The sequence below is a fragment of the Acinetobacter sp. CE-15 genome, from assembly GCF_051059255.1.
GTDB classification, from domain to species: domain Bacteria; phylum Pseudomonadota; class Gammaproteobacteria; order Pseudomonadales; family Moraxellaceae; genus Acinetobacter; species Acinetobacter guillouiae.
Genome location: NZ_CP192737.1, coordinates 2854351 through 2874786, shown reverse-complemented (window position 1 = coordinate 2874786; position 20436 = coordinate 2854351). Strand labels below are relative to the sequence as shown.

Here is a 20436-nt window from a genome sequence, read left to right as displayed (position 1 = left end):
TCTACATTTGAGCATCAGCACAAAAAAACAAATACTGTTGAACGCAAAGCATAGCCACTAAAAAGCCCAAACAAATTTTAATACACTGGTATGGCCTTCAGGGCGATTTTCAACATGAGTTTCTTTTAAATACTTTGCTTCAATTGACCAGTTTTTATCTTGATATTGTATTGCAGGACCAATTGCCAAAACTTGTCCACGCATCGCAATATTTTCACCCTGTTGCTTATCTGACTTGGTTTGCTTAAAAGCGTAGCCTTCAACAGCCACTTTAACCTGATCAGTAAGTTTATATCCAAGACTATAATCACCAGCAAAATATTCCCCAGATTTGTATTGGGTATCATCATTTTCAGTGTTAAAGCTATAAGAAATTTTAGTTGAAATATCTAAACCATTTTTTGGCGCATAGCTGTAGGCAAAAATCGGTCGAACAGTATTGTAGTTTTTGCCAATATTGGCGACCAAAGGCTGCTGTGCTGTGGCCTTATCATATTGACCTGTAGCGAGTACTGTTTCTATCGCAGCAATCCAGTGGTGATCTCCTTGATGCCAACCTAACATTGACCCCAACATTAAGTCACCTAAGGCAGTGTTATGATCTGACATCCCCGCTGCAGATAATCTGAGATCAACCATAGGCTGTATGGCATAGAAACCCAGTTGACCACCGAAATAGTTTTGTTCTGTCATCCAGACCAAACGGGGTATAAAGGCATTTACATCTAAATGAAAATTCGCTGGGCCATTATCAAAACTTCCAGCATGGTAATTTTGATAATAACTTAATAGATACACGCCAGCAGGTGGTAGTGCGCCTGCCATCATACCTTCAGCACCGAGGGCAAATGAGTCAGCCCCATTTTCTGTGGCACAGGCAATGCTACTGGTTAAACCGAGCATCAATGGAACTGAAAGTTTGAACATCAGTTGTTTCATAGAAAATCCTTTTCAATGATATTTTTATTGCAGGTAGCTGTAGTTAAACGGATTTAGTATCACTACATTGTTGACTAAGCGGCTACTCGACGACGATCAACCTCTGTAGAGGGGACTTGATCAGCGTCTTTGACCAATTGGAAATTAAATTTGATGTGTTTAAAGGCTTTATCTAAATTGTATTGTTTAATTTTCGTGAGATCCGTTACATCCAGCGCAGTAGCGATCAGTCCATCACGAGTAGCAAAGGCAAAGTCATCCCAAAGGTATTTGTCACCTTCAATATTAAATTGAGTGGTCAGTTTGCGATAACCCGGTGCAGAGACAAAGTAGTGAACATGCGAAGGGCGGTTACCATGTCGACCCAACAAATTGAGTAAAGCTTGTGTTGTACCTTCAGGTGGACAGCCATAACCGACAGGCATGGTGGTTTGAGCGATATATTGACCTTGTGTATCGGTGAAAATACTGCGGCGTAAATTAAATGCAGACTGAGATTTATCAAAGAATGAATAGTTGCCTAAACTGTTGGCATGCCAGATTTCTACTTTTGCATTGGGAATAATCTGTCCAGCAGTGTCAGTGACAATGCCTTCAATGATTAAGGCATCGACGTGCGCAGATTCAGAACCATCATCCATACGAGCAAAGCCAACGGACTCAGGCGCACCTGCAACATAAAGCGGTCCTTCAATTGTTCGTGGTGTTCCACCTGTAATACCGGCTTTAGTATCTGCTTCATCTGCACGTAAATCTAAGTAATGTTCTAGCCCGAGACCTGCTGCCAAAAGTCCCAGTTCATTGGTTTGGCCTGCATCTGTCAAATATTCTAAGCCTTTCCAAAGCTCGGTTTGAGACATATCTAAGTCTTCAATGGCTTGGAATAAATCACCAAGTAAACGAACAACGATTTGCTGAACACGCAGATTGACTTCACCTGTTGCTGTCGCGACATTCATTTGCTGAACGAGGCTATCGATTTGTTGTCTATTCATCATCATCTTCCTTTGATTGATATGAGTATTTGGCATGAGTATCTTGAGAGCGATCTGGAATCAGTACAGATCACTCACGCTGGTGTTGCTATATTGGATAATTTAAGGGTTCAAACACTCAACTTTAGATGTGTCTAAAAAGTGCCGAACGTGATTGCCCATTTGCACCATCTGCCGCACTTAAAAAGCGTTCAGTATGGATGTCTTTTTCAAATAAACGGCTTTGCATCAAGGTGGAGATGGCGGCATCAATCATCGGTGGCGGGCCACATAAATATGCCTTGTGCCCACTGCATTTATTTTCAAAATAATTGGCAACCGCTTCATGTACATAACCTGTAAACCCTGTCCATTGGTCTTCTGGCTTAGGCGCATTTAAGGCAGGGATGTATCTGAAATTTGGATATTCTTTGACAAGCTGTTCGAATTTTTCACGGTTATATAATTCAGCAACATCCCGTGCACCTTGGAACAAATAAATGATACGGGTGTCACCTTGTTCTAAAAGATCCAGAATCATCGATTGAGGGCTTGAAAGCCCTGAACCACCTGCAATGAAAATGACATTTTGCTGATCAGACTTACGCACAAAAAATTGTCCATAAGGTCCTGAAAGCGCCATTTCTTCACCAACACTCAGTTCATCATGCACATAGCGTGTTGCAGCACCCCCTTGCACTTTACGAATATGTAATTCGATCAGATTTGCTTCGCTCGGTGTATTGGCGATTGAAAATGCCCGGGTTCCTTCAATATTAGGGAGTTGGATATTGATGTATTGGCCTGCTTGAAACTGCATTGGTCGATCAAGCTGAAGTCGAATACCTTTAATCGTCGGCGATAAATCCGTTATTTCAATGACTTTGGCTTGGTAGTCTTGGACTAAATAGCCTAAGAAATCCTCGTCTTCATCCACATCCGCTTCGATGACCATGTCAGATTCGGGCTTGCAACAACAAGCCAACACTTTATTTTCTTCACGTTCAATGTCCATAAGCGCAAAAGGCGAGGCTTCACCAACATCATAAAAACCGTCTGTGACTTGAACTTTACATGTACCACAAGTGCCATGTCCGCAAGCAAAGGGCAACCAAACACCTTGACGCAATGCTGCATCTAAAATGGTTTGATCTTCTTCAACTTGAATGATGGTTCCTGCTGGTTCAATCGTGACTTGATAGCTCATCTGTGTTCTCCTTAAACATGTGTGCCTTGGTAACCCGTTAGATCAGGCGTTACAAAGCGCAGGAGAGATTTATGATCAAAACCCAAATCTTCTAGGGACTTAGAAAAATCAGCCTGTAAAAGATTGCGGTTTAAACGGAATTCAACTTTAGACCAATCAATATGTTTAAAATCGGGATGTTGCTCAAAACCCGCCTGAATTTGCCCATCGATCAAGGCTTGTAAGCTTTGTTTTGGTGAAACCACAAAAGCATGTGCCGAACAAAATAGGGTGTGATGATCCCAACCAATAAACAACAACATGTTTTCGCCGTAATTTTGTTGTAGATCTAGTGGTTCAAATTGATATTTTTCAACAATCGCTTGTACAGTCATGGTGTATTTCCTTAAACTTTTGAATAAATCCTTGAGCGGATGCTGTCGAATTAGACAACATCCATTGCTTATTTTTTAATTTTTGGATGAGGGTTTAAGCTGCGTTGCCTTTCCATTTTTTCCAGCGCTGTTGGTCAGGTGAACCTTCAATATCGAGATTGTCTGCACCGACATTAAAGTTGTAGTAATCCCTTAAAATACTTTCTAAATCTGGACCACCACAGTTACCCTGCAAAATTTGATGTACAGGCAACCACGCTTGGATGTATTTCTCAGGTTCGCGTTCAAAAATGTCATGACAACCATCAGAGCAAGTGTGATAACGCTCATCTTTGTAAATTGAATCACGATAGCTAAATAGTGTTGGGTCGCCATCCATTTCTGTAAAGGTCATTGGAATTTGGCACACTTGGCACAATTGAGGTAAACCCGCGCTATAGAAGCGTTTACCTTCAGCTTCCATTTTTCGAGCAAGTTCCCAACGTGGGCGGTAGTATTTATCAAACGTGTCAGGGTATTTTTCTGAGAGCCAATCCATTTCCTCATCTGTTGGAATCCACGTATGGAAGCCTGCTGCATGACCGAAGTTATAGAAAATCCACCATGCTTGATGCGAAACATGTTCTTTCTCTTTGCTAATCACTTCACTATATTTCGGCATACGAATCCCGTAGCGACTTAAGTCTTTAAATAAAGCGCCACCTGCTTCTTCAAAATAAGTTTCCCAAGCTTCTTTCCATGACATGACTTTATTTGGCAACATGTAATCCATCATCATGCCGACGATGGACAGCAGGCGAGTTCCTCGCCAGAACCATTTATCAATCCATTCTTGTACGATTGGCACATTATCTTCGTGCTGTTCCAGTAAGAATTTTACGATTTCCAGTCCTAGCGTCATGTGGCGTGCTTCGTCTGATTGTGCACTAAAGCCAAATGTTACGGTCGCCATATCACCGTTGTAAGCTGCTCCCGACATGAAAGGAACGAACAATAAGTTAGTAAGGACATATTCAAAGGCAAAGCTGATTGCCAATAAAAACTCAAAAGGCCCCGCTGAACGTGCATCTTCAAAGAATGATTTAGGTACAGACAAGTACCAGACACGGTCATGCATATGTGCCCAGTCTTGGAAGCCATCAAAGAACTTGTTGTAATGGCTCATCGCATGAATCTGGGTTTGTACATGACGTAATTCATCAATGGATTGCATTTGCGAGGCGATACGTGCACCAATGCCACTAAACTGACGCCCAACATGGGCATAGCCTTGGTAAGCTTGATACTCAAGCGGAGTTACTGCCGTTAAAAATAATTTAATCGCATTGACATAACGTTCATTTGAAACATTCATTTGCCCATTGTTTTGTGCAAAAGCATCAAAAATGGCATATAGCTTCTTTTCTTTTTCTGCTTGGTATTTCCAATAGTTATCCATGGTTAAACGGAAAGGATCTTCCCATTTCGACCAGTCGGTAATTTTGATGCCTTCAAACTCTTCATACGGAAAGGCATCTTTACGATCTGCATAGGAAAAGTCCCAATCTAGATCACGGGTGAGTATCCGATAACGTTCTTTGGCATTGAGCTTTTTATTGTTTACTTTGGCTTGGCTATTCATTTTGATCATCCTTTAACTTACATGCAGCTGCCTGCTATTTATGCTTTAAATCTAGGGAAAGTACGGCTTAGTTCCACTTCAAGGTAAAACTGTCATCATCTTCATCAACATTGCCACCCAAGGTAATCATGTTGAGTTGTAGTTCTTGGATATCCCAGTTTTGCCCAAGTTTTTCTGATACTGTTTCTGCACGTACCACCAGTTCGCCAGTGCTTTCGACCCGAATCATCGCGGGAAGATATTGAATTGTTGCTTCAGGATTGTCCTGTTCAATCGCTTCAATGATGTAGCGTGAGGTGTCATTGTCTTGCAATGCTAAATAAACTTTAGAGGTCATGATGGCAAATCCTTATGCTGCTAAATCGAGTAAAATGTTGCCGGCTTTTTTGCTACGTTCAGAGATCTTATTTAGACCTGAATCAATCCCAGAATCCGTCAGTGCAGTTTGTGCCCAAGCACTAAATGCTTGCTTAACTTGGGGTAGTAATTCCGTGATCCATGATTGAATCAGGGTTTTATTGTCTTCAGATTCTGAAATAGCAGTTTTTAAAACACTGTCTGACCACTTCGCTAAATCAGTTAAACAGTCCTTCATAAATTCAGTAAGAATGGCAATATCACGCCCGCCATTTTCAACCAGCCATTCATCCAGCTGTCCAAAAACCAGCTCTTGTAACATGCTGTCAATCAACAGATTTTGCAGAATGTAAAGTTTGAACCAGTCTTGTTCGGTTAGGCTTTGTTCACAAAGTTTACGTAAGGGTTGCCAAGTTTCATCATTTAGCCAAGCGTGTTTGGCTTGCTGTAATGATTCACCTGTATTGCCATCGAGGATTAAGCCAATACGTGAAATGTATTGCGCCATACCGAGACGATCCATTGCTGCAAAAATACATGCTTGGGTGATGACAGTGCCATAACCATAGGCACTGCCTGACATCATATGTAAGTTGGCTGTTTGTTCGACATAGCGAAAAGGTAATAAACAATGGATGATTTTTTGTTTCACTTCATCACTGAGATTATTGACCAACTGACGTTTTTCAAAAAAAGCATAATGACTTTCAGCGGTATCTTGCAGACGTGCACGATGTTGCACATAAGCGCCGTAATAAAATTGGCGAGGGTCTTTAAATGCATACCAATCTTGCATTTGCAAAGCGGTATGGGTTTTATCATTTAAGGTTTTGTCTGGCTTCCACAAGGGGCGATAGTGAAAGTTTGTCGAAGCTTGAATATCAAAGCTGACTTCTTGGTAGCGTGTTGCGGGCTTGGCTCCAAAACGGCGTTCGATATACGCATAAGTCTGACGAATCGGTTGCAAATTGGATGTTTTAATTTCTAAAGTCATTAGCTTCTCCTTGTAGAATTAAGCCTGATCTTCTTGATCAGAATGTTGGCGAGCATGATTTAAAACAGTCGGTTCAATGCCATAACGCCATTTATCTTCCTGGGCATCGTTCCAAGCTTGTTGTTCTGCGGTCATTTCAATGACATGATTAATTTCACAAAAATGCTGGAAAGCCTGTTGGGGGAGAATCAGTTCAACAAAAAGCGTAGGATCTTGAATGGCAAAATCGAACTCGACAAATTTGGCATTCCGCTCACCAGTAATACGGATATATTTGACCAATGCGGTAGGCTGTTTAGCGTCAATCATGTGCTTATCCTTTTATCAACATCAAAACAATTTCGATGTAGAGCTTCATGCTCATGTGCTAGGTTTGCTCTAGATATTCCAAAAGTCGTGCCAACTTTAAAATTTAATTAAAATTCAATTATTTATTATTTTTTGCTCATGAGGATATGAAGTACGACAGCATTATTTTCATCAAATAATGAACCTAAAGAGATGCTGATTTCATCAAAAGATGAAACAGTGATTTTGATGGGAAAGGTCGAGTTAATGTTTATAAAAACCAATAAAGACTTGATATTGGTTAAAATAAATACAATATACCTTAAAGGTATGAAAATATAAGAAAAGGTAGTGAAGCTTTTGGGTCAGAATTAGGTAATATCAAGATTGCATTCACAACGACATATAGCCAAGGATGGATATATCATGCCCCCAGCCAAAGATGTGAAGGTATATAAAAAAATACTGGAACAGAACAAAGATATTCAAGATTTACTCGATAAAATCGTTTTTGATGCTCAACACGGACAAATCTGGTTTGATGAAAATCGGATGTTGTTAATGCATACCAGTATTCTGGGCTTTTTAAGAAAAGATCTCTATCAAATGCTGGGGCTTGAACGCACCAAACGCTTTTTTATTCGTTGTGGTTACCAAGCTGGCATGCGCGATGCAGAAGTGACCTCAAAACTACGACCAAATTTAAATGAAGCAGAAGCTTTTATGGCTGGACCGCAAATGCATGGCATCCGTGGCATGGTACAGGTTGAAGTCAATGAGCTGCATTTAAGTCATGATTTAAAACAGTTTTATGCTGATTTTAACTGGCTTAATTCATTTGAGGCAGAGGTGCATTTAAGTGAATTTGGTGCTTCGGACCAACCTGCTTGTTGGATGTTATTGGGCTATGCCTGTGGCTATAGCAGCTTTGTCATGGGGCAGACCATTATCTATCAAGAGACACATTGCGTTGCTCAAGGTGATGAGCATTGTCGAATCATTGGAAAGCCGTTGAGTGAATGGGAAAATGCCGATGAGTTGATTCGCTTTATGTCACCCGATGCTGTCTCGGACGAAATCATTGCCTTACAGGCAGAACTCAATCAATTAAAGAAAAATATCTATACCGATGCTGAAAGTGATTACACCATGTTTAATGCGGTAGGTGAGTCCGTTGCCTATCGAAAAGTCTGTGATCTACTTAAAAAAGCAGCAGGGAGTAAAGTCGCAGTTTTATTACAAGGTGAAACAGGCGTTGGCAAAGAAGCATTTGCACGTGGTATTCATAATGGCAGTCAGCGCCAAGCGCAACCATTTGTGGCAGTGAATTGTGCCTGTATTCCTCCTGATCTGATTGAGTCAGAACTGTTTGGGGTGGAAAAAGGCGCATTTACTGGTGCGGTTCAATCTCGAATGGGAAAATTTGAACGTGCTCATGGCGGAACAATTTTTCTAGATGAGGTGGTTGAGCTTTCACCGCGTGCACAAGCTGCGTTATTACGTATGCTGCAAGAAGGTGAATTTGAACGGGTAGGAGATAGTCGCACCCGCCAAGTCGATGTCAGACTTGTTGCTGCGACCAATGAGGATTTAGAGCAGGCCGTTAAAGATGGGAAATTCCGTGCAGATTTATATTATCGCTTAAATATTTTTCCTGTGATTATTCCGCCTTTACGTGAGCGAAGAGAAGATATTCCCTTGCTGATTAATCACTTTTTGGCACGCTTTGAAAATATGTATAACAAGACCCTAAAAGGGCTCAGTGATAAAGCGAAAAACTTTATGATGAAATATGATTGGCCTGGCAATATTCGTGAGTTGGAAAACTTATTGGAAAGAGCCACCTTACTGACCGATCATCAACAGGAAATTAAATTGGACAGTTTGTTTCCTCAACATAAGGATTTAGAAGCAGTGGGTGAAACTGCACAATCGCTGATCAATGTAGAGGATTTATTTAGTGAGAATTTCTCTTTAGATCAACTTGAACAAAATATTATTCGTAGCGCAATGGATAAAAGCCAGCAGAATGTCTCAGAAGCTGCCCGTATGCTTGGAATTAGTCGGGCAACATTGGATTACCGGTTAAAGAAAATTACGCTAGGTTAAAATCAAATTTGCTTCAATAACCATAGACCAATAGCCATAGAAATGTGCTTGGATAGCGCTTTGATCAGCTACAGGCCGCTATGTTATCTGTCTATAGTTGTTGATAGTTGTCAATTTAAAACAGATGAGTTGAATGTTTGTTTAAATGAGTCGATTTTATACTTGGATGTTGATCTCATATTTTATTTAAATTATCGGGCTTAAATAAAATACTAAAACAACTTCCCCCTAAAGCTTGTGACTTGGAATATTCAATGCGACCTTCATGCGCGATCATAATTGCATTGACAACAGATAGACCTAAACCGCTGCCACCATTCTTCTTGCCTCTGGATTCTTCAAGTCGATAAAACGCATCAAATATAAAGGGGATATGCTGATCTGCAATACCGGGTCCTTGATCTTCAATGGTTAAAACCAAACCTTCTGATTTTTTTTGGGTGCTAATCCGTAAAATCCCTGCCTGTGCATAACGAATTTCATTTTCAAATAATGCAATTAAGATCTGTTCAAGCCGTTGTCGGTCAAAAAAACAGGCTTGATCTGATAAATTGGTTTCGATGACTAATTTTGCTTGATCAAAACGGTCTTGAAGTAAGTTTACAGATTGTGTAATGACGTCAGATAGACAAACTGACTCTAGGTTAAGTCGAAGTTGTTGATTATCTGCCAGACTTAGGGTTCTTAGATCTTCGATTAAAAATGACAACTGCTCAACTTGATTGAGCAAATTTTTTAATAGGGCTTTATCAGGGGTGAATATATCGTCAAGCACGCCTTGTAAGCGACCTTGTAAGATAGTCACAGGTGTTCTTAATTCATGTGCAATTGCGGCATTCCAAATAGATGCATTGTTGACTGAGATTTCCAGTTTTTCTGCCATACGATTAAAGTCATTGATCATCTTTGTGATTTCAGCGACAGAAGAGGGATTGTCCAATTGTGCTCTTACGGAAAGATTGCCCAAACTAATTTCTCTTGCTGCAATGGCTAAAGAATTTAGCGGGGCGATAAAGCGTTGCGCTAATTTTAATCCTAAATAAACAGAAGTTAGTGAACCGAATAAAGTCACCAATAAAATCCAAGTGAGATCAACAAAATTAAATGACCAGTCTTCGGAATTTAATTGTTCAAGTGAGACCAATTTAAACTCGATGGCAACAAAATAAGTCAAATAGCCAAAAATCAAGGAAAAACAAGTGGTCAATAAGCTCACTTTGGCCATGGTGATAATCAGCTGGCGGCTAATTCCGATATTATTTTTCATCATTTTGCCTTAAACGATAGCCAACACCACGGACATTGATCAGTAAGTCAGTTTGATGATGATCTTCCAGTTTTTTACGTAATTTACTGATGTGACTGTCTACAGTACGCTCCAAGGCATCACCATCAGGCAAGCAATGGTTCATTAATTCTGATCGGGTAAAAACCTTGTAGGGTGCTTGCGACATCAACGCAAGAATCTTAAATTCCGTTAAGGTAAGGTTTAACAGTGCTTTCGAATGTTCTTTGATAATGTATACACAAAGTGTTTCTGTATTAATTTCAATTGATTTAAAGCTAATGATTTGGGCTTTCGCCTGAGATGACATTGCACTTCTTCTCAATACTGCCTCAACTCTGGCAATAATTTCATTTGGATTAAATGGTTTTACCACAAAGTCATCAGCGCCGATTCTAAGTGCTGTGACTTTATCCACTTCTTGATCTAATGCGGTCAGCATAATTACAGGGGTTTGTTTGGATTGACGAATATGATTTAAAACTTCCCAACCATTTAAGATCGGCAATTTCACGTCAAGAATCACCAGATCAATCTGTTGCTGTGCATGTATTTCGATGGCTTGCTGTCCATTAAGCGCTCTGAGCACATTGAAGCCATTTTTTTTCAGATAATGCTCCACAATATCGCCGATATCATAATCATCTTCAACGACTAAAATTTGTTTACTGGCTGGATCAGACGCAAAAGAAATATTGCCCATTACTGGATACTTTAAAATGGATATAACACCATCATAATTTATTTTTAGTGGCTATATCCACACAATCTCCACACTTTAGTGACGCTAAGTACACAAATATTGCCAATAATCGTCATATCTAGAACTCTGGGTGCAGATGATGCCTAAGCCTTATTTTTTTATTATTTTATTGGTTGTTATAAGTGGGAGTGCGTTAACTGGATGTAATCGCTCAGGAAATGCTGAAGCAGAACAAGTACAGCAGGCTGCGCCAGCCAAAGTCAGTATTTATACTGTTCAACAGCAAGATATTCATTTGATTGAAAATTTACCTGCACGTGTACAAGCTTATCGAATTTCAGAAATTCGCCCACAAGTTGGCGGAATTATTGAAAAGGTGCTGTTTACCCAAGGCAGTGAAGTTAAGGCTGGACAACCCTTATTTAAGATCAATTCGGAAATTCTTCAAGCAGATGTCAATAGTAATCAGGCTTTATTGGCAAAAGCACAGGCAGAAGTAGTGCGTCTAAAAACCCAACAGGAGCGATATCGACAACTGCTTCCTTCCAATGCCATTAGTAAACAGGAATTTAATAATACGGAAGCTGCTTATCAACAGGCTTTGGCTGAAGTTGCTCAAACCAAGGCAGCATTGGCACGACAAAATTTAAACTTACGTTATGCGACTGTACGCGCCCCGATTTCAGGTCAAATTGGTAAGTTGCTGGTCACCGAAGGTGCATTGGTCAGCACCAGCGATACCAATCCAATGGCTTTGGTACATCAGTTAGATAAAGTCTATGTTGATGTTAAACAATCAATCTCTGAATATGAGCAATTGCAAGATCGTTTGAGTGATGGTTCGTTATTACAACGTGGCGGTGCTGAGGTCAGCATATCCAATAGTCAGGGTAAATTATATCCAGTGACGGGAAAGATTTTATTCTCAGATACCAGCGTAGATCCTAATACGGGTGACGTGACTATCCGTGTGGAAGTAAATAATCCTCAACGGAAATTATTGCCAGGGATGTATGTCAGAGTTGGTTTAAACAGAGCATCACAACCCAATGCCTTACTTGTCCCTGAACAAGCCGTGCAAAGAGATATTTCAGGTCAAGCACAACTGCTGATTGTAAAAGCAAATCAGACTGCTGAAACACGTCCAGTGAGTTTAGGGCAGTTATATAAAGGTTTCTATGTGGTGAATAGTGGAATTAAAGCAGGGGAAAAAGTCATCGTTGAGGGGCATGATCGAATTCAACAGCCAGAACAGCCTTTAAAAATAACCCAGTGGAAGTCGCAATACATAACCGATGTTGGGGGCACGCAAGCACAAAATAAGGGCAGTGATCAAAGCACGGCAGGTCAGTCTTCTCCGAATATAGGAGAAAAATTATGATATCGCAGTTCTTTATTAAACGGCCAATCTTTGCTTGGGTGATTGCACTCTTTATTATTCTGTTTGGTGTCTTAAGTATTCCAAAGTTGCCGATTTCTCGTTTTCCCTCAGTTGCACCACCTTCGATTAGTATCTATGCAACTTATCCGGGAGCAACACCAGAAACCTTGAATGATAGTGTTGTCACCTTGATTGAGAGAGAGTTATCAGGAGTAAAGAATTTACTTTATTACAGCGCCACCTCTGATGCCAGTGGTCAAGCGAGTATTACTGCCACATTTAAACCGGGGACTGATCCAGAGTTGGCTCAGGTAGATGTGCAAAATAAACTAAAGTCTATCGAACCGAGATTGCCACAATCTGTTAGACAGCAAGGCCTGATTGTTGAAGCGGCATCTTCTGGATTTCTGATGATGGTCGGAATCAACTCACCAAATGATCAATTTAAAGAAATTGATTTAAGTGATTATTTGGTTCGAAATGTGGTTGAAGAATTAAAACGGGTTGAAGGGGTTGGACGTATCCAATCTTTTGGATCTGAAAAAGCCATGCGTATTTGGATAGATCCAAACAAACTGGTGTCTTATCAGCTGTCGATTAAAGATGTCACAAATGCCATTCAAGCACAAAATACGCCGATATCTCCGGGAAGTGTCGGGAGTTTGCCTGCGGTCCAAGGACAGATGATTACACTGCCATTAACGGCTGAAGGACAATTAAGTACAGTCGAAGAATTTCAAAATATTACCCTACGTGCCAATCAGAGTGGCGCACAAGTCACACTGAAAGATGTTGCACGAGTGGAGCTTGGGGCGCAAACCTATAGTTTTTCTATTTTAGAAAATGGAAAACCAGCAACCGCTTTGGCGATTCAAATGAGCCCAGGCGGGAATGCAGTCAAGACATCTGAAGCGGTCAAAGCAAAAGTTGAGGAGTTGAGCAAGGTTTTACCAAAGGGGATGCAATATTCGATTCCTTATGATACTGCGCCGTTTGTTAAAATTTCGATTGAAAAAGTAATCATGACTTTGCTGGAAGCAATGGTGTTGGTTTTCCTTGTCATGTATTTATTTTTACATAACATTCGCTACACTTTGATCCCTTCAATTGTTGCACCGATTGCACTTTTAGGCACATTTGCAGTGATGTTGATCAGTGGTTTTTCGGTCAATGTTTTAACCATGTTTGGTATGGTTTTAGCCATCGGTATTATTGTCGATGATGCGATTGTGGTGATTGAAAATGTGGAACGCATCATGGCAACGGAAGGCTTATCACCTGTTGATGCCACCTCTAAAGCAATGCAAGAAATTACCAGTCCAATCATCGGGATAACCTTGGTACTGGTGGCGGTTTTTTTACCGATGGCCTTTGCCAGTGGTTCGGTCGGGATTATCTATAGACAATTTACCGTGACCATGGCGGTATCCATTGCATTCTCGGCATTTTTAGCACTGACCTTAACCCCTGCACTTTGTGCAACCTTGTTAAAACCGATTGAAGCCGATCATCAGAAAAAAGGCTTCTTTGCGTGGTTTGATCGCTTTTTTGACCGCGTCAATAAAAAGTATGAAGCAATTTTAGTGAAATTATTGAAACACATTTTTACTGTGATGATTGTATTTGTTGTTCTGACAGGTTTCTTATTATTTGCGTTTAAATCGATCCCAACCGCTTTTTTACCAGAAGAAGACCAAGGCTCATTTATCACCTCATTTCAATTGCCTGCAGATGCCAGTCAAGAGCGGACATTGACCATTGTAAAATCGTTTGAGGAACATTTAAAAAGCAGAGAAAGTATTAAAGAAAATGTCTCTGTACTCGGGTTTGGCTTTAGTGGTTCTGGCAATAACACTGCCATTGCCTTTACAAATTTAAAAGATTTCAAAGGCAGAAATACCTCCGCTGCAGATGAGGTTAACGCTGTAAATGCGGCCATGGCAGACAGTGCAGAAGGTACGATTATGTCTGTTTTACCGCCAGCAATTGAAGAAATGGGAACAACTTCGGGCTTTACTTTACGTTTACAAGATCGCGGTAATCTTGGAATGCAAGCTTTGAATGAGGCACAAGCACAGTTGATTGGTCTTGCAGCAACCAGTAAAAAACTGGCTTATGTTTATCCAGAGGGTTTACCACCAGGCAGTAATGTCGATTTAAAAATTGATCGGAATAAGGCAGAAGCTTTAGGTGTGAATTTTGCTGATGTGACAGACACCATTTCATCTTCAATGGGCTCAATGTATGTCAATGATTTTCCAAATCAAGGACGAATGCAGCAAGTGATTGTTCAAGTCGATGCCGATTCACGGATGAAAGTCACTGATATTCTAAATTTGAATGTGGTTAATAAGACTGGAGCACTGGTTAAACTGTCTGAGATTGTTACACCTGTGTGGACACAGTCTCCGCAGCAGTACAATCGCTATAATGGACGACCATCATTGAGTATTGCAGGGGCAGGCGCAGAAGGGGTTTCTTCAGGGGTAGTGATGAAGGAAATGGAGCGATTGATTGAGCAATTACCAAAAGGAATTGGTTATGAGTGGACAGGGCAATCTTTGGAGGAAAAACAGTCCGAAGCACAAACCAATTTCTTATTGGCATTGTCAATGTTGGTGGTCTTCCTCGTCCTTGCTGCCCTTTATGAAAGTTGGTCGATTCCATTGTCGGTGATGTTGGTTGTACCTTTAGGTATGATTGGTGCAGTGGTTGCAGTATGGATCCGAGGGATTCCCAATGATATTTTCTTTAAAGTAGGTTTAATTACCATCATTGGATTATCTGCAAAAAATGCCATTTTGATTGTTGAATTTGCCAAAATGCTAAAAGAAGAAGGAATGACTCTGATTGAAGCCACTGTTGCGGCTGCCAAACTTCGTTTAAGACCGATCTTGATGACATCCTTGGCTTTTACCGCTGGTGTGATTCCATTGGTGATTGCTACAGGTGCAAGCTCTGAAACTCAGCATGCGATTGGTACAGGGGTTTTTGGTGGTATGGTCAGTGCGACGATACTTGCAATCTTTTTTGTGCCAGTATTTTTTGTGTTTATCCTCAGTGCTGTTGAGAAATTACGTGGCAAAGCTTTACCTGTACGTAAACTGCCTTAAGCGCTCTGCGTTAAGTTTTTAATTTTAAGTCTTGTGTTTTGTAGAGGATGAAGCATTTGTTCTCTACAATATTTCTAAGTCCTCCATCGCATTTATTTGAATGCCTAATTATTCTTCCCATTATTTTTATCTCGTATTGTTTTCTTTAGATATACAGTTCAGTTGTTTTAACTGGATTATTTATATAAGTTTATTTTTTACATTTAAATAAATACGTTCAGTAGCCCACTGTTTTATCGTCAAATTATCCCCTCTAAATCATTCTTATTTACATTTAATTACATTTCTCATTAGGCATTTTTGCCTTCTCATTCGTCTATATAGATAAAGGCAGTGTTTTTTAAATTCACGGCAATTGATCTGATAGACGAAGCAGGAAGGATTCATGAACAGTACAACGCAATACAATAGATTGAGCAGGCAGGAAAAACACAGGATTTTATTCTGCACTCAGCAAATGCACTACATTTATTTGCGCTGTATCTAAGTCTATGTCTGCTGTAATTCTCGCTTCAAATGATAAGCAAAAATACTCTACGCTTTGTGGGGTAGTGATCAGTCATATATTGTTGTTATGGTCTTTGTCTTATTTAAAAACAGATGTTCGTATTGAATCACATTCACCTGAAAATGCGATTCAAATTCGTTTTATCAGCTTGAACAAAACCGATGTTGTACAACAAAGCAGTACAAAGCTGCAGACGGCATCAGAGCAAGCTGCAACGCAATCAAAAGCACAGCCTCAATCTACAGTAGCAACAGCGGTACAACATCAACAACAGGTCAAAGTGATACACAGTACTGAGTCAAAAAAGTTGAAGATGGATCAAACAACACAACAGACAACAAAAGCACAAGAAAAAAAACCAACCGATCAACAGACGGAAAGTAAATCTGAATCAAATCGTCAGTCAACGCAAACATTCACTGAAACAAAATCATCTACGAATACTGAACAGACTGCTACAGGTCAGTCAAATGAGATAGCCAAACGTGCAGGCGGTGAAGCAGGCAAAGACAATAAAAAAGAACAAAACGCTGCCTCTGCTTCTCAACCACAGCAACCGCTTCCCGTGAGTCGGGTCGATGTACTCAGCTTTGGCAAGCTTAATTACGATGATCGCGAATTGCAAAACCAGCAGCGCTTGTTGGTTCTCACCATCAAAATTAATCCACAAGGGCAGCCGATAGATGTCAGAGTAAAGCAAAGCTCAGGCATGAGTAGTTTGGATGAAAGAGCTATACAAGCTGCACAAAAAGCAAAATTTAAACCACATATTGTCAATGGTGAAGCATTGGCAATCGTGGTGGATTTTCCCATTCAGCTTAAGCTTGGTCGTAATCGCTGATTGGATCATTAAACAATGAAAGGGTTTATTTAGGAGTTTTTATGAACGCATCAACAGAAAAAGTGATCAGTAGCAGTTTAATGCAACGCTTGAAACAAGAAACACATGCAGAGCATGAACGTATGGAAATCTTGATGCAGCAATCAGGCGCGTTTGAGAGTAAAGAGAATTATGCGCAATTCACCCTGTCGCAATATTATTTTCAGAAAGATGTTGAACATCTTTATCAAGATTCACAGGTTGAACAATTGATTCCCGATTTAGATGTGCGTGGGCGTTCCGATGCAGCTTTACAAGACTTGGCTGATTTAGGTTTAACGCCTCAGCAGCAGAGTATTGCAACCGATGAAATTAGTTTTCCACAATCTTTGGGCTGGATTTATGTTTCAGAAGGTTCAACTTTAGGCGCAGCATTTTTACTCAAAGAGGCGCAGGCTAGATTTGGCTTTAATGCTGATTTTGCTGCACGTAACTTAGCAGCATATCCAGAGGGTCGTGGATTAGTGTGGAAGCGTTTCAAGCAAACCCTAGATGATGCAAATTTTAGTTTAGAGGAACAGCAATTGATTATTGAGGGGGCTATGCAAGGCTTTCATCGTTTTGGTGAACTTTTAGCACAATTAAAAACACTGAAATAAATAATTGATGATGGATAAAGGAAATCAAGCAATGAAGCAAACGGGGTCAGAGACCAATCTAAATACCAGTATTTCTATGTCGGAGCCGAGACTGGCGAAGTCATGGTTGGTTCGCTGGATCTGTATTGCACTGGCAGGGTTATGTCTGGTCTTAGGGACGATCGGTTTGGTGGTTCCTGGTTTGCCTACGTTTGATTTTTATTTTTTGGCGACATTGTTTGCTGCAAAGGGTTCGCAGCGAATGCATCTGTGGATTGTTAATAATAAGGTCATTGCTCCAATTTTACAGCAATGGCAACTCAAACGAACTTTGCCCGTAAAAGTAAAACTGTTTTCTTTGGCCAGTATGAGTGTGGCTGCTGGCATTTTAATTTGGACTGTGCCTCATCCATGGGCAGTAGGGACCATTGTTGTGATAATGGTTTGTGTGCAATTATGGATGTGGTTAAAAGCATAAATGAGGATAATCTTAGGATGGAAATCTTTGAATATTATAAAAATACTGAAGAACTTAAACGCTTGCTGTTGCAAGCAAATTTAAAAGTAACTACAACACGATTAACTGTACTGAATATTTTAAGAAATGCACAACGAGAGCTGACAGCAGCCGAAATTTTGTATAGTCCAGATTTAAAAGTGAAAAAGTTATCTTTTGCTGGTGTCTATCAAACCCTGAAACAGCTTGTTAAAGCAGGATTGTTGGTTAAGTTTAAGCTGGGCAGTGAACAAGCATTATATTCATTCAAGGGAAGTCAAACCAATATGAGAATATATTGTAAAAAGTGTAGTCAGTTGCAACAAATTAATGATGAGGCTTTAGAGCAGCAAATTCGAGGACTTATTTTAGAACATGGTGCAAGTTCATATCATCTGGTTATAGAAAAACCCTCTTGTCCTTATTGTAGTTATTAAAACAACATGTCAAAGGGTGGATTATTTTATGATAAAAATATCCATAAATAATAAATCGGAATTTAAACTGAATGATAACCAAGATATTGAGGTTCAATGGGCATTAACTATTGATAATTTAACTTTATTTTTTAAGTATATTAAATGATCAAATAGAGCATAAGGATGTACATGAACTAAAAAATAATCATATATACGGGGATTTTCTCTCAGGGTATCTTGACATTTAAATGATAATTATTATCATTTAACAGACCATCAAAGAGTTGATCCTATTGTGAATAAAAATCCTGCATTTGTAGATCAATTGTACCGTAATCACCAATCTTGGTTGCATCAATGGCTTAGAAAAAAAGTAGGCAATAGTGAGCAAGCCGCAGATTTGGTACAAGATACGTTTATTAAAATTCTGCAAACGCGTGATGAACTTTTTGGAGTAAAAGAGCCTCGTGCATATCTGGTGACCATTGCCAGAAATTTAATGATTGATCAGGTGCGCCGTAAGCGCATAGAGCAAGCCTATCTGAATGAATTAAGTCAGATGGAATATATTCTGGATACAATTCCTTCACCAGAAGATCAGCTTCAGGTTGTTCAAGCGATTGACCAGATTTGTCAGGCTTTGATACGCGTCTCTGAAAAAGCACAACAAGCTTTTGTGCTCCATTATTTTGAAGGTTTAACCCATAAAGAAATTGCAGAAATCATTGGTGTTTCAACCAAGATGATTCAAAAATATCTAGCAACGTGCCTCGTGCAATGCTACGCACTGAAACAAGAGAAGGATTTGTTTGAGTAAATGATTGAAGAAGAGAAGAGTAAGCAAAAATTAATCGAAGAAGCAGCGGAATGGATTGTGCTGCTGAGTACCGATGATGACTTACTCAAAAGAACAGCGCAAACAGATTTTGATGCTTGGAAAAGCAAGAGTCCACAACGCCAAAAAATTGCTCAAGATATCGAGCAATATATTACTTCGATTCAAAAACTGGTACAGAATCCACAACAACAGAAAATGACCCAATCTGTATTAAAAACAGGTTTACATAGTGCCCGCAAGCAAAAAAATATGCGCTATGGTGGAATTTTGACGGTGATATTGTGTTGTGTAGGGGGTATTTATAGTTATTTTATTTATCATCCAGTGTCATATCTAACCGCTGATATTAAAAATCATGCGGGAGAATGGAAAACCCAAACCTTAGCAGATGGTTCACAACTTAAACTCAGTGGTCAGAGTGCGGTTAATCTAGACTTCTCAGCAAATCAGCGTGTTGTGGAGTTGGTTCAAGGGGAAATATTTGTAGATGTGGCCAAAGACAAAGCCCGTCCTTTTATTGTCAAAACCCAACATGGTCAAATTGAAGCATTGGGAACTGCATTTAGTGTTCAATATCAGCCAGACGCGACTGGGCTTAAAATGCTACATTCCAAAGTGAAAGTGCAGTCCTCAAAACAAGAGTTAGATCAAACCAAAGCATCTCCTGTGATTGTGACAGCAGGGCAAGAAGTCATACTTGATCGAAATGGTATACAACCTATACATACTTTTAATTTATATAATGAACAGCAGAAATGGAATCAACGGCATTTGATTGTTGAAAATATGTCTTTGTCAAAAGTGCTCAATGAGTTGAATCGAAACAGCAAAGAAAAAATTATATTTAACGCTGCAAAGTTAGAAAAAATTAAGGTCAATGCTGTATTACCTTTAGATCATACCGAAAGTGCATTGCAATTATTAAGCAGTGTATTCCCTCAGCTAAATGTCTATCAAATCACCCCATATTTCACAGTTGTGACTTTGCAATAAACAGCATGATTTAAGCACTTGGTTTGAATCATGATGTTTAGCTTTAAATTAGGCCTAAATTTTAGGATAAAATATGATCAAACTGTCTAATTATTCATACAAGTGATTTGCATCAAGTCATTTATCCGAAATGAAGCTTATGTTTTGTATGAACTTTTAGAAACTGTTGGTTAACAATTCATTTTTTGTGCTTTTGAATCCTAGATGGTGATCTTACCGTGGGGCGACATGGATGTCGCCGTTTGTCGGGGGTATAGGACGTACCCCTCGCCCAACGGAAGATTTTTGTCATCTTGTATCTTGTTCTTTGTAGTGATTAGCTATCACTACACGTAAATTGTAGAGTTTGGTTTGTCATCAAAACTTCGAGTTTCCTGAA

At 39.7% G+C, this 20436-nt stretch carries 19 protein-coding genes; 9 read left to right on the top strand and 10 right to left on the bottom strand.

Features of this window, described 5'->3' with window-relative positions; genetic code table 11:
• Positions 1 to 57 precede the first annotated feature (57 nt).
• The 8 genes from ACQ7EO_RS13355 to ACQ7EO_RS13320 all read right to left on the bottom strand — a co-directional run bounded on the left by ACQ7EO_RS13355 (position 58) and on the right by ACQ7EO_RS13320 (position 6775).
• Complete coding sequence (locus ACQ7EO_RS13355) at positions 58 to 939, bottom strand: SphA family protein (RefSeq protein ID WP_034615124.1); 882 nt, start codon at positions 937 to 939, stop codon at positions 58 to 60.
• 74 nt (positions 940 to 1013) lie between these two features.
• Positions 1014 to 1934, bottom strand: a complete 921-nt coding sequence (gene catA, locus ACQ7EO_RS13350) for a catechol 1,2-dioxygenase (protein ID WP_434277613.1) — start codon at positions 1932 to 1934, stop codon at positions 1014 to 1016.
• A 124-nt stretch (positions 1935 to 2058) separates the two neighbouring features.
• A complete protein-coding gene (locus ACQ7EO_RS13345; RefSeq protein WP_034615118.1) occupies positions 2059 to 3120 on the bottom strand; it encodes an NADH:ubiquinone reductase (Na(+)-transporting) subunit F in 1062 nt (353 codons plus the stop codon).
• 11 nt (positions 3121 to 3131) lie between these two features.
• Positions 3132 to 3494 carry a phenol hydroxylase subunit P4 gene (locus ACQ7EO_RS13340; RefSeq protein WP_034615115.1) on the bottom strand — a complete coding sequence of 121 codons (363 nt, stop codon included), beginning with the start codon at positions 3492 to 3494 and terminating at the stop codon, positions 3132 to 3134.
• Between the two features lie 94 nt (positions 3495 to 3588).
• A complete protein-coding gene (locus tag ACQ7EO_RS13335; protein ID WP_004820631.1) occupies positions 3589 to 5115 on the bottom strand; it encodes an aromatic/alkene/methane monooxygenase hydroxylase/oxygenase subunit alpha in 1527 nt (508 codons plus the stop codon).
• A gap of 67 nt (positions 5116 to 5182) precedes the next feature.
• Positions 5183 to 5452, bottom strand: coding sequence for an MmoB/DmpM family protein (locus ACQ7EO_RS13330; RefSeq protein ID WP_004721361.1), 270 nt, complete (start codon positions 5450 to 5452; stop codon positions 5183 to 5185).
• A 12-nt stretch (positions 5453 to 5464) separates the two neighbouring features.
• Positions 5465 to 6466 (bottom strand): aromatic/alkene monooxygenase hydroxylase subunit beta, encoded by a 1002-nt coding sequence (locus ACQ7EO_RS13325; RefSeq protein WP_434277609.1) that lies wholly within the window; start codon positions 6464 to 6466, stop codon positions 5465 to 5467.
• Positions 6467 to 6484: 18 nt separating this feature from the next.
• Positions 6485 to 6775 (bottom strand): phenol hydroxylase subunit, encoded by a 291-nt coding sequence (locus tag ACQ7EO_RS13320; RefSeq protein ID WP_056512494.1) that lies wholly within the window; start codon positions 6773 to 6775, stop codon positions 6485 to 6487.
• A 405-nt stretch (positions 6776 to 7180) separates the two neighbouring features.
• On the opposite strand from ACQ7EO_RS13320, the gene mobR reads away from it, so the two are divergent.
• Complete coding sequence (mobR, locus tag ACQ7EO_RS13315; RefSeq protein WP_056512491.1) at positions 7181 to 8863, top strand: phenol degradation transcriptional regulator MobR; 1683 nt, start codon at positions 7181 to 7183, stop codon at positions 8861 to 8863.
• 175 nt (positions 8864 to 9038) lie between these two features.
• Here mobR and adeS read toward each other — a convergent pair whose 3' ends face one another.
• Complete coding sequence (adeS, locus tag ACQ7EO_RS13310) at positions 9039 to 10130, bottom strand: two-component sensor histidine kinase AdeS (protein ID WP_434277608.1); 1092 nt, start codon at positions 10128 to 10130, stop codon at positions 9039 to 9041.
• Complete coding sequence (gene adeR, locus ACQ7EO_RS13305) at positions 10120 to 10851, bottom strand: efflux system response regulator transcription factor AdeR (RefSeq protein WP_004721351.1); 732 nt, start codon at positions 10849 to 10851, stop codon at positions 10120 to 10122. Before adeR ends, adeS begins: the two co-directional genes overlap by 11 nt.
• Before the next feature lie 136 nt (positions 10852 to 10987).
• Here adeR and ACQ7EO_RS13300 point away from each other — a divergent pair, with 136 nt between their 5' ends.
• The 8 genes from ACQ7EO_RS13300 (at position 10988) to ACQ7EO_RS13265 (ending at position 20057) form a co-directional block, all read left to right on the top strand.
• Positions 10988 to 12232, top strand: coding sequence for an efflux RND transporter periplasmic adaptor subunit (locus ACQ7EO_RS13300; RefSeq protein WP_434277605.1), 1245 nt, complete (start codon positions 10988 to 10990; stop codon positions 12230 to 12232).
• Positions 12229 to 15345 (top strand): multidrug efflux RND transporter permease subunit, encoded by a 3117-nt coding sequence (locus ACQ7EO_RS13295; RefSeq protein ID WP_434277603.1) that lies wholly within the window; start codon positions 12229 to 12231, stop codon positions 15343 to 15345. The genes ACQ7EO_RS13300 and ACQ7EO_RS13295 overlap by 4 nt, the downstream gene beginning before the upstream one ends.
• A 491-nt stretch (positions 15346 to 15836) precedes the next feature.
• Complete coding sequence (locus tag ACQ7EO_RS13290; RefSeq protein ID WP_434277600.1) at positions 15837 to 16694, top strand: energy transducer TonB; 858 nt, start codon at positions 15837 to 15839, stop codon at positions 16692 to 16694.
• A 41-nt stretch (positions 16695 to 16735) separates the two neighbouring features.
• Positions 16736 to 17332, top strand: a complete 597-nt coding sequence (locus ACQ7EO_RS13285; protein ID WP_434277599.1) for a biliverdin-producing heme oxygenase — start codon at positions 16736 to 16738, stop codon at positions 17330 to 17332.
• Positions 17333 to 17363: 31 nt separating this feature from the next.
• On the top strand, positions 17364 to 17789 hold the full coding sequence (locus ACQ7EO_RS13280) for a YbaN family protein (RefSeq protein WP_434277596.1): 426 nt from the start codon (positions 17364 to 17366) through the stop codon (positions 17787 to 17789).
• A 17-nt stretch (positions 17790 to 17806) separates the two neighbouring features.
• Positions 17807 to 18244 carry a Fur family transcriptional regulator gene (locus ACQ7EO_RS13275; RefSeq protein WP_434277595.1) on the top strand — a complete coding sequence of 146 codons (438 nt, stop codon included), beginning with the start codon at positions 17807 to 17809 and terminating at the stop codon, positions 18242 to 18244.
• 277 nt (positions 18245 to 18521) lie between these two features.
• Positions 18522 to 19043, top strand: coding sequence for a sigma-70 family RNA polymerase sigma factor (locus ACQ7EO_RS13270; protein ID WP_239045901.1), 522 nt, complete (start codon positions 18522 to 18524; stop codon positions 19041 to 19043).
• On the top strand, positions 19044 to 20057 hold the full coding sequence (locus tag ACQ7EO_RS13265) for a FecR family protein (RefSeq protein WP_434277592.1): 1014 nt from the start codon (positions 19044 to 19046) through the stop codon (positions 20055 to 20057).
• Positions 20058 to 20436: the final 379 nt, after the last annotated feature.

Coding starts and splice junctions, on each gene's coding strand:
- ACQ7EO_RS13355 (WP_034615124.1), bottom strand. CDS start 939: ATGAAACAACTGATGTTCAAACTTTCAGTTCCATTGATGCTCGGTTTA.
- catA (WP_434277613.1), bottom strand. CDS start 1,934: ATGAATAGACAACAAATCGATAGCCTCGTTCAGCAAATGAATGTCGCG.
- ACQ7EO_RS13345 (WP_034615118.1), bottom strand. CDS start 3,120: ATGAGCTATCAAGTCACGATTGAACCAGCAGGAACCATCATTCAAGTT.
- ACQ7EO_RS13340 (WP_034615115.1), bottom strand. CDS start 3,494: ATGACTGTACAAGCGATTGTTGAAAAATATCAATTTGAACCACTAGAT.
- ACQ7EO_RS13335 (WP_004820631.1), bottom strand. CDS start 5,115: ATGAATAGCCAAGCCAAAGTAAACAATAAAAAGCTCAATGCCAAAGAA.
- ACQ7EO_RS13330 (WP_004721361.1), bottom strand. CDS start 5,452: ATGACCTCTAAAGTTTATTTAGCATTGCAAGACAATGACACCTCACGC.
- ACQ7EO_RS13325 (WP_434277609.1), bottom strand. CDS start 6,466: ATGACTTTAGAAATTAAAACATCCAATTTGCAACCGATTCGTCAGACT.
- ACQ7EO_RS13320 (WP_056512494.1), bottom strand. CDS start 6,775: ATGATTGACGCTAAACAGCCTACCGCATTGGTCAAATATATCCGTATT.
- mobR (WP_056512491.1), top strand. CDS start 7,181: ATGCCCCCAGCCAAAGATGTGAAGGTATATAAAAAAATACTGGAACAG.
- adeS (WP_434277608.1), bottom strand. CDS start 10,130: ATGAAAAATAATATCGGAATTAGCCGCCAGCTGATTATCACCATGGCC.
- adeR (WP_004721351.1), bottom strand. CDS start 10,851: ATGGGCAATATTTCTTTTGCGTCTGATCCAGCCAGTAAACAAATTTTA.
- ACQ7EO_RS13300 (WP_434277605.1), top strand. CDS start 10,988: ATGATGCCTAAGCCTTATTTTTTTATTATTTTATTGGTTGTTATAAGT.
- ACQ7EO_RS13295 (WP_434277603.1), top strand. CDS start 12,229: ATGATATCGCAGTTCTTTATTAAACGGCCAATCTTTGCTTGGGTGATT.
- ACQ7EO_RS13290 (WP_434277600.1), top strand. CDS start 15,837: ATGTCTGCTGTAATTCTCGCTTCAAATGATAAGCAAAAATACTCTACG.
- ACQ7EO_RS13285 (WP_434277599.1), top strand. CDS start 16,736: ATGAACGCATCAACAGAAAAAGTGATCAGTAGCAGTTTAATGCAACGC.
- ACQ7EO_RS13280 (WP_434277596.1), top strand. CDS start 17,364: ATGAAGCAAACGGGGTCAGAGACCAATCTAAATACCAGTATTTCTATG.
- ACQ7EO_RS13275 (WP_434277595.1), top strand. CDS start 17,807: ATGGAAATCTTTGAATATTATAAAAATACTGAAGAACTTAAACGCTTG.
- ACQ7EO_RS13265 (WP_434277592.1), top strand. CDS start 19,044: ATGATTGAAGAAGAGAAGAGTAAGCAAAAATTAATCGAAGAAGCAGCG.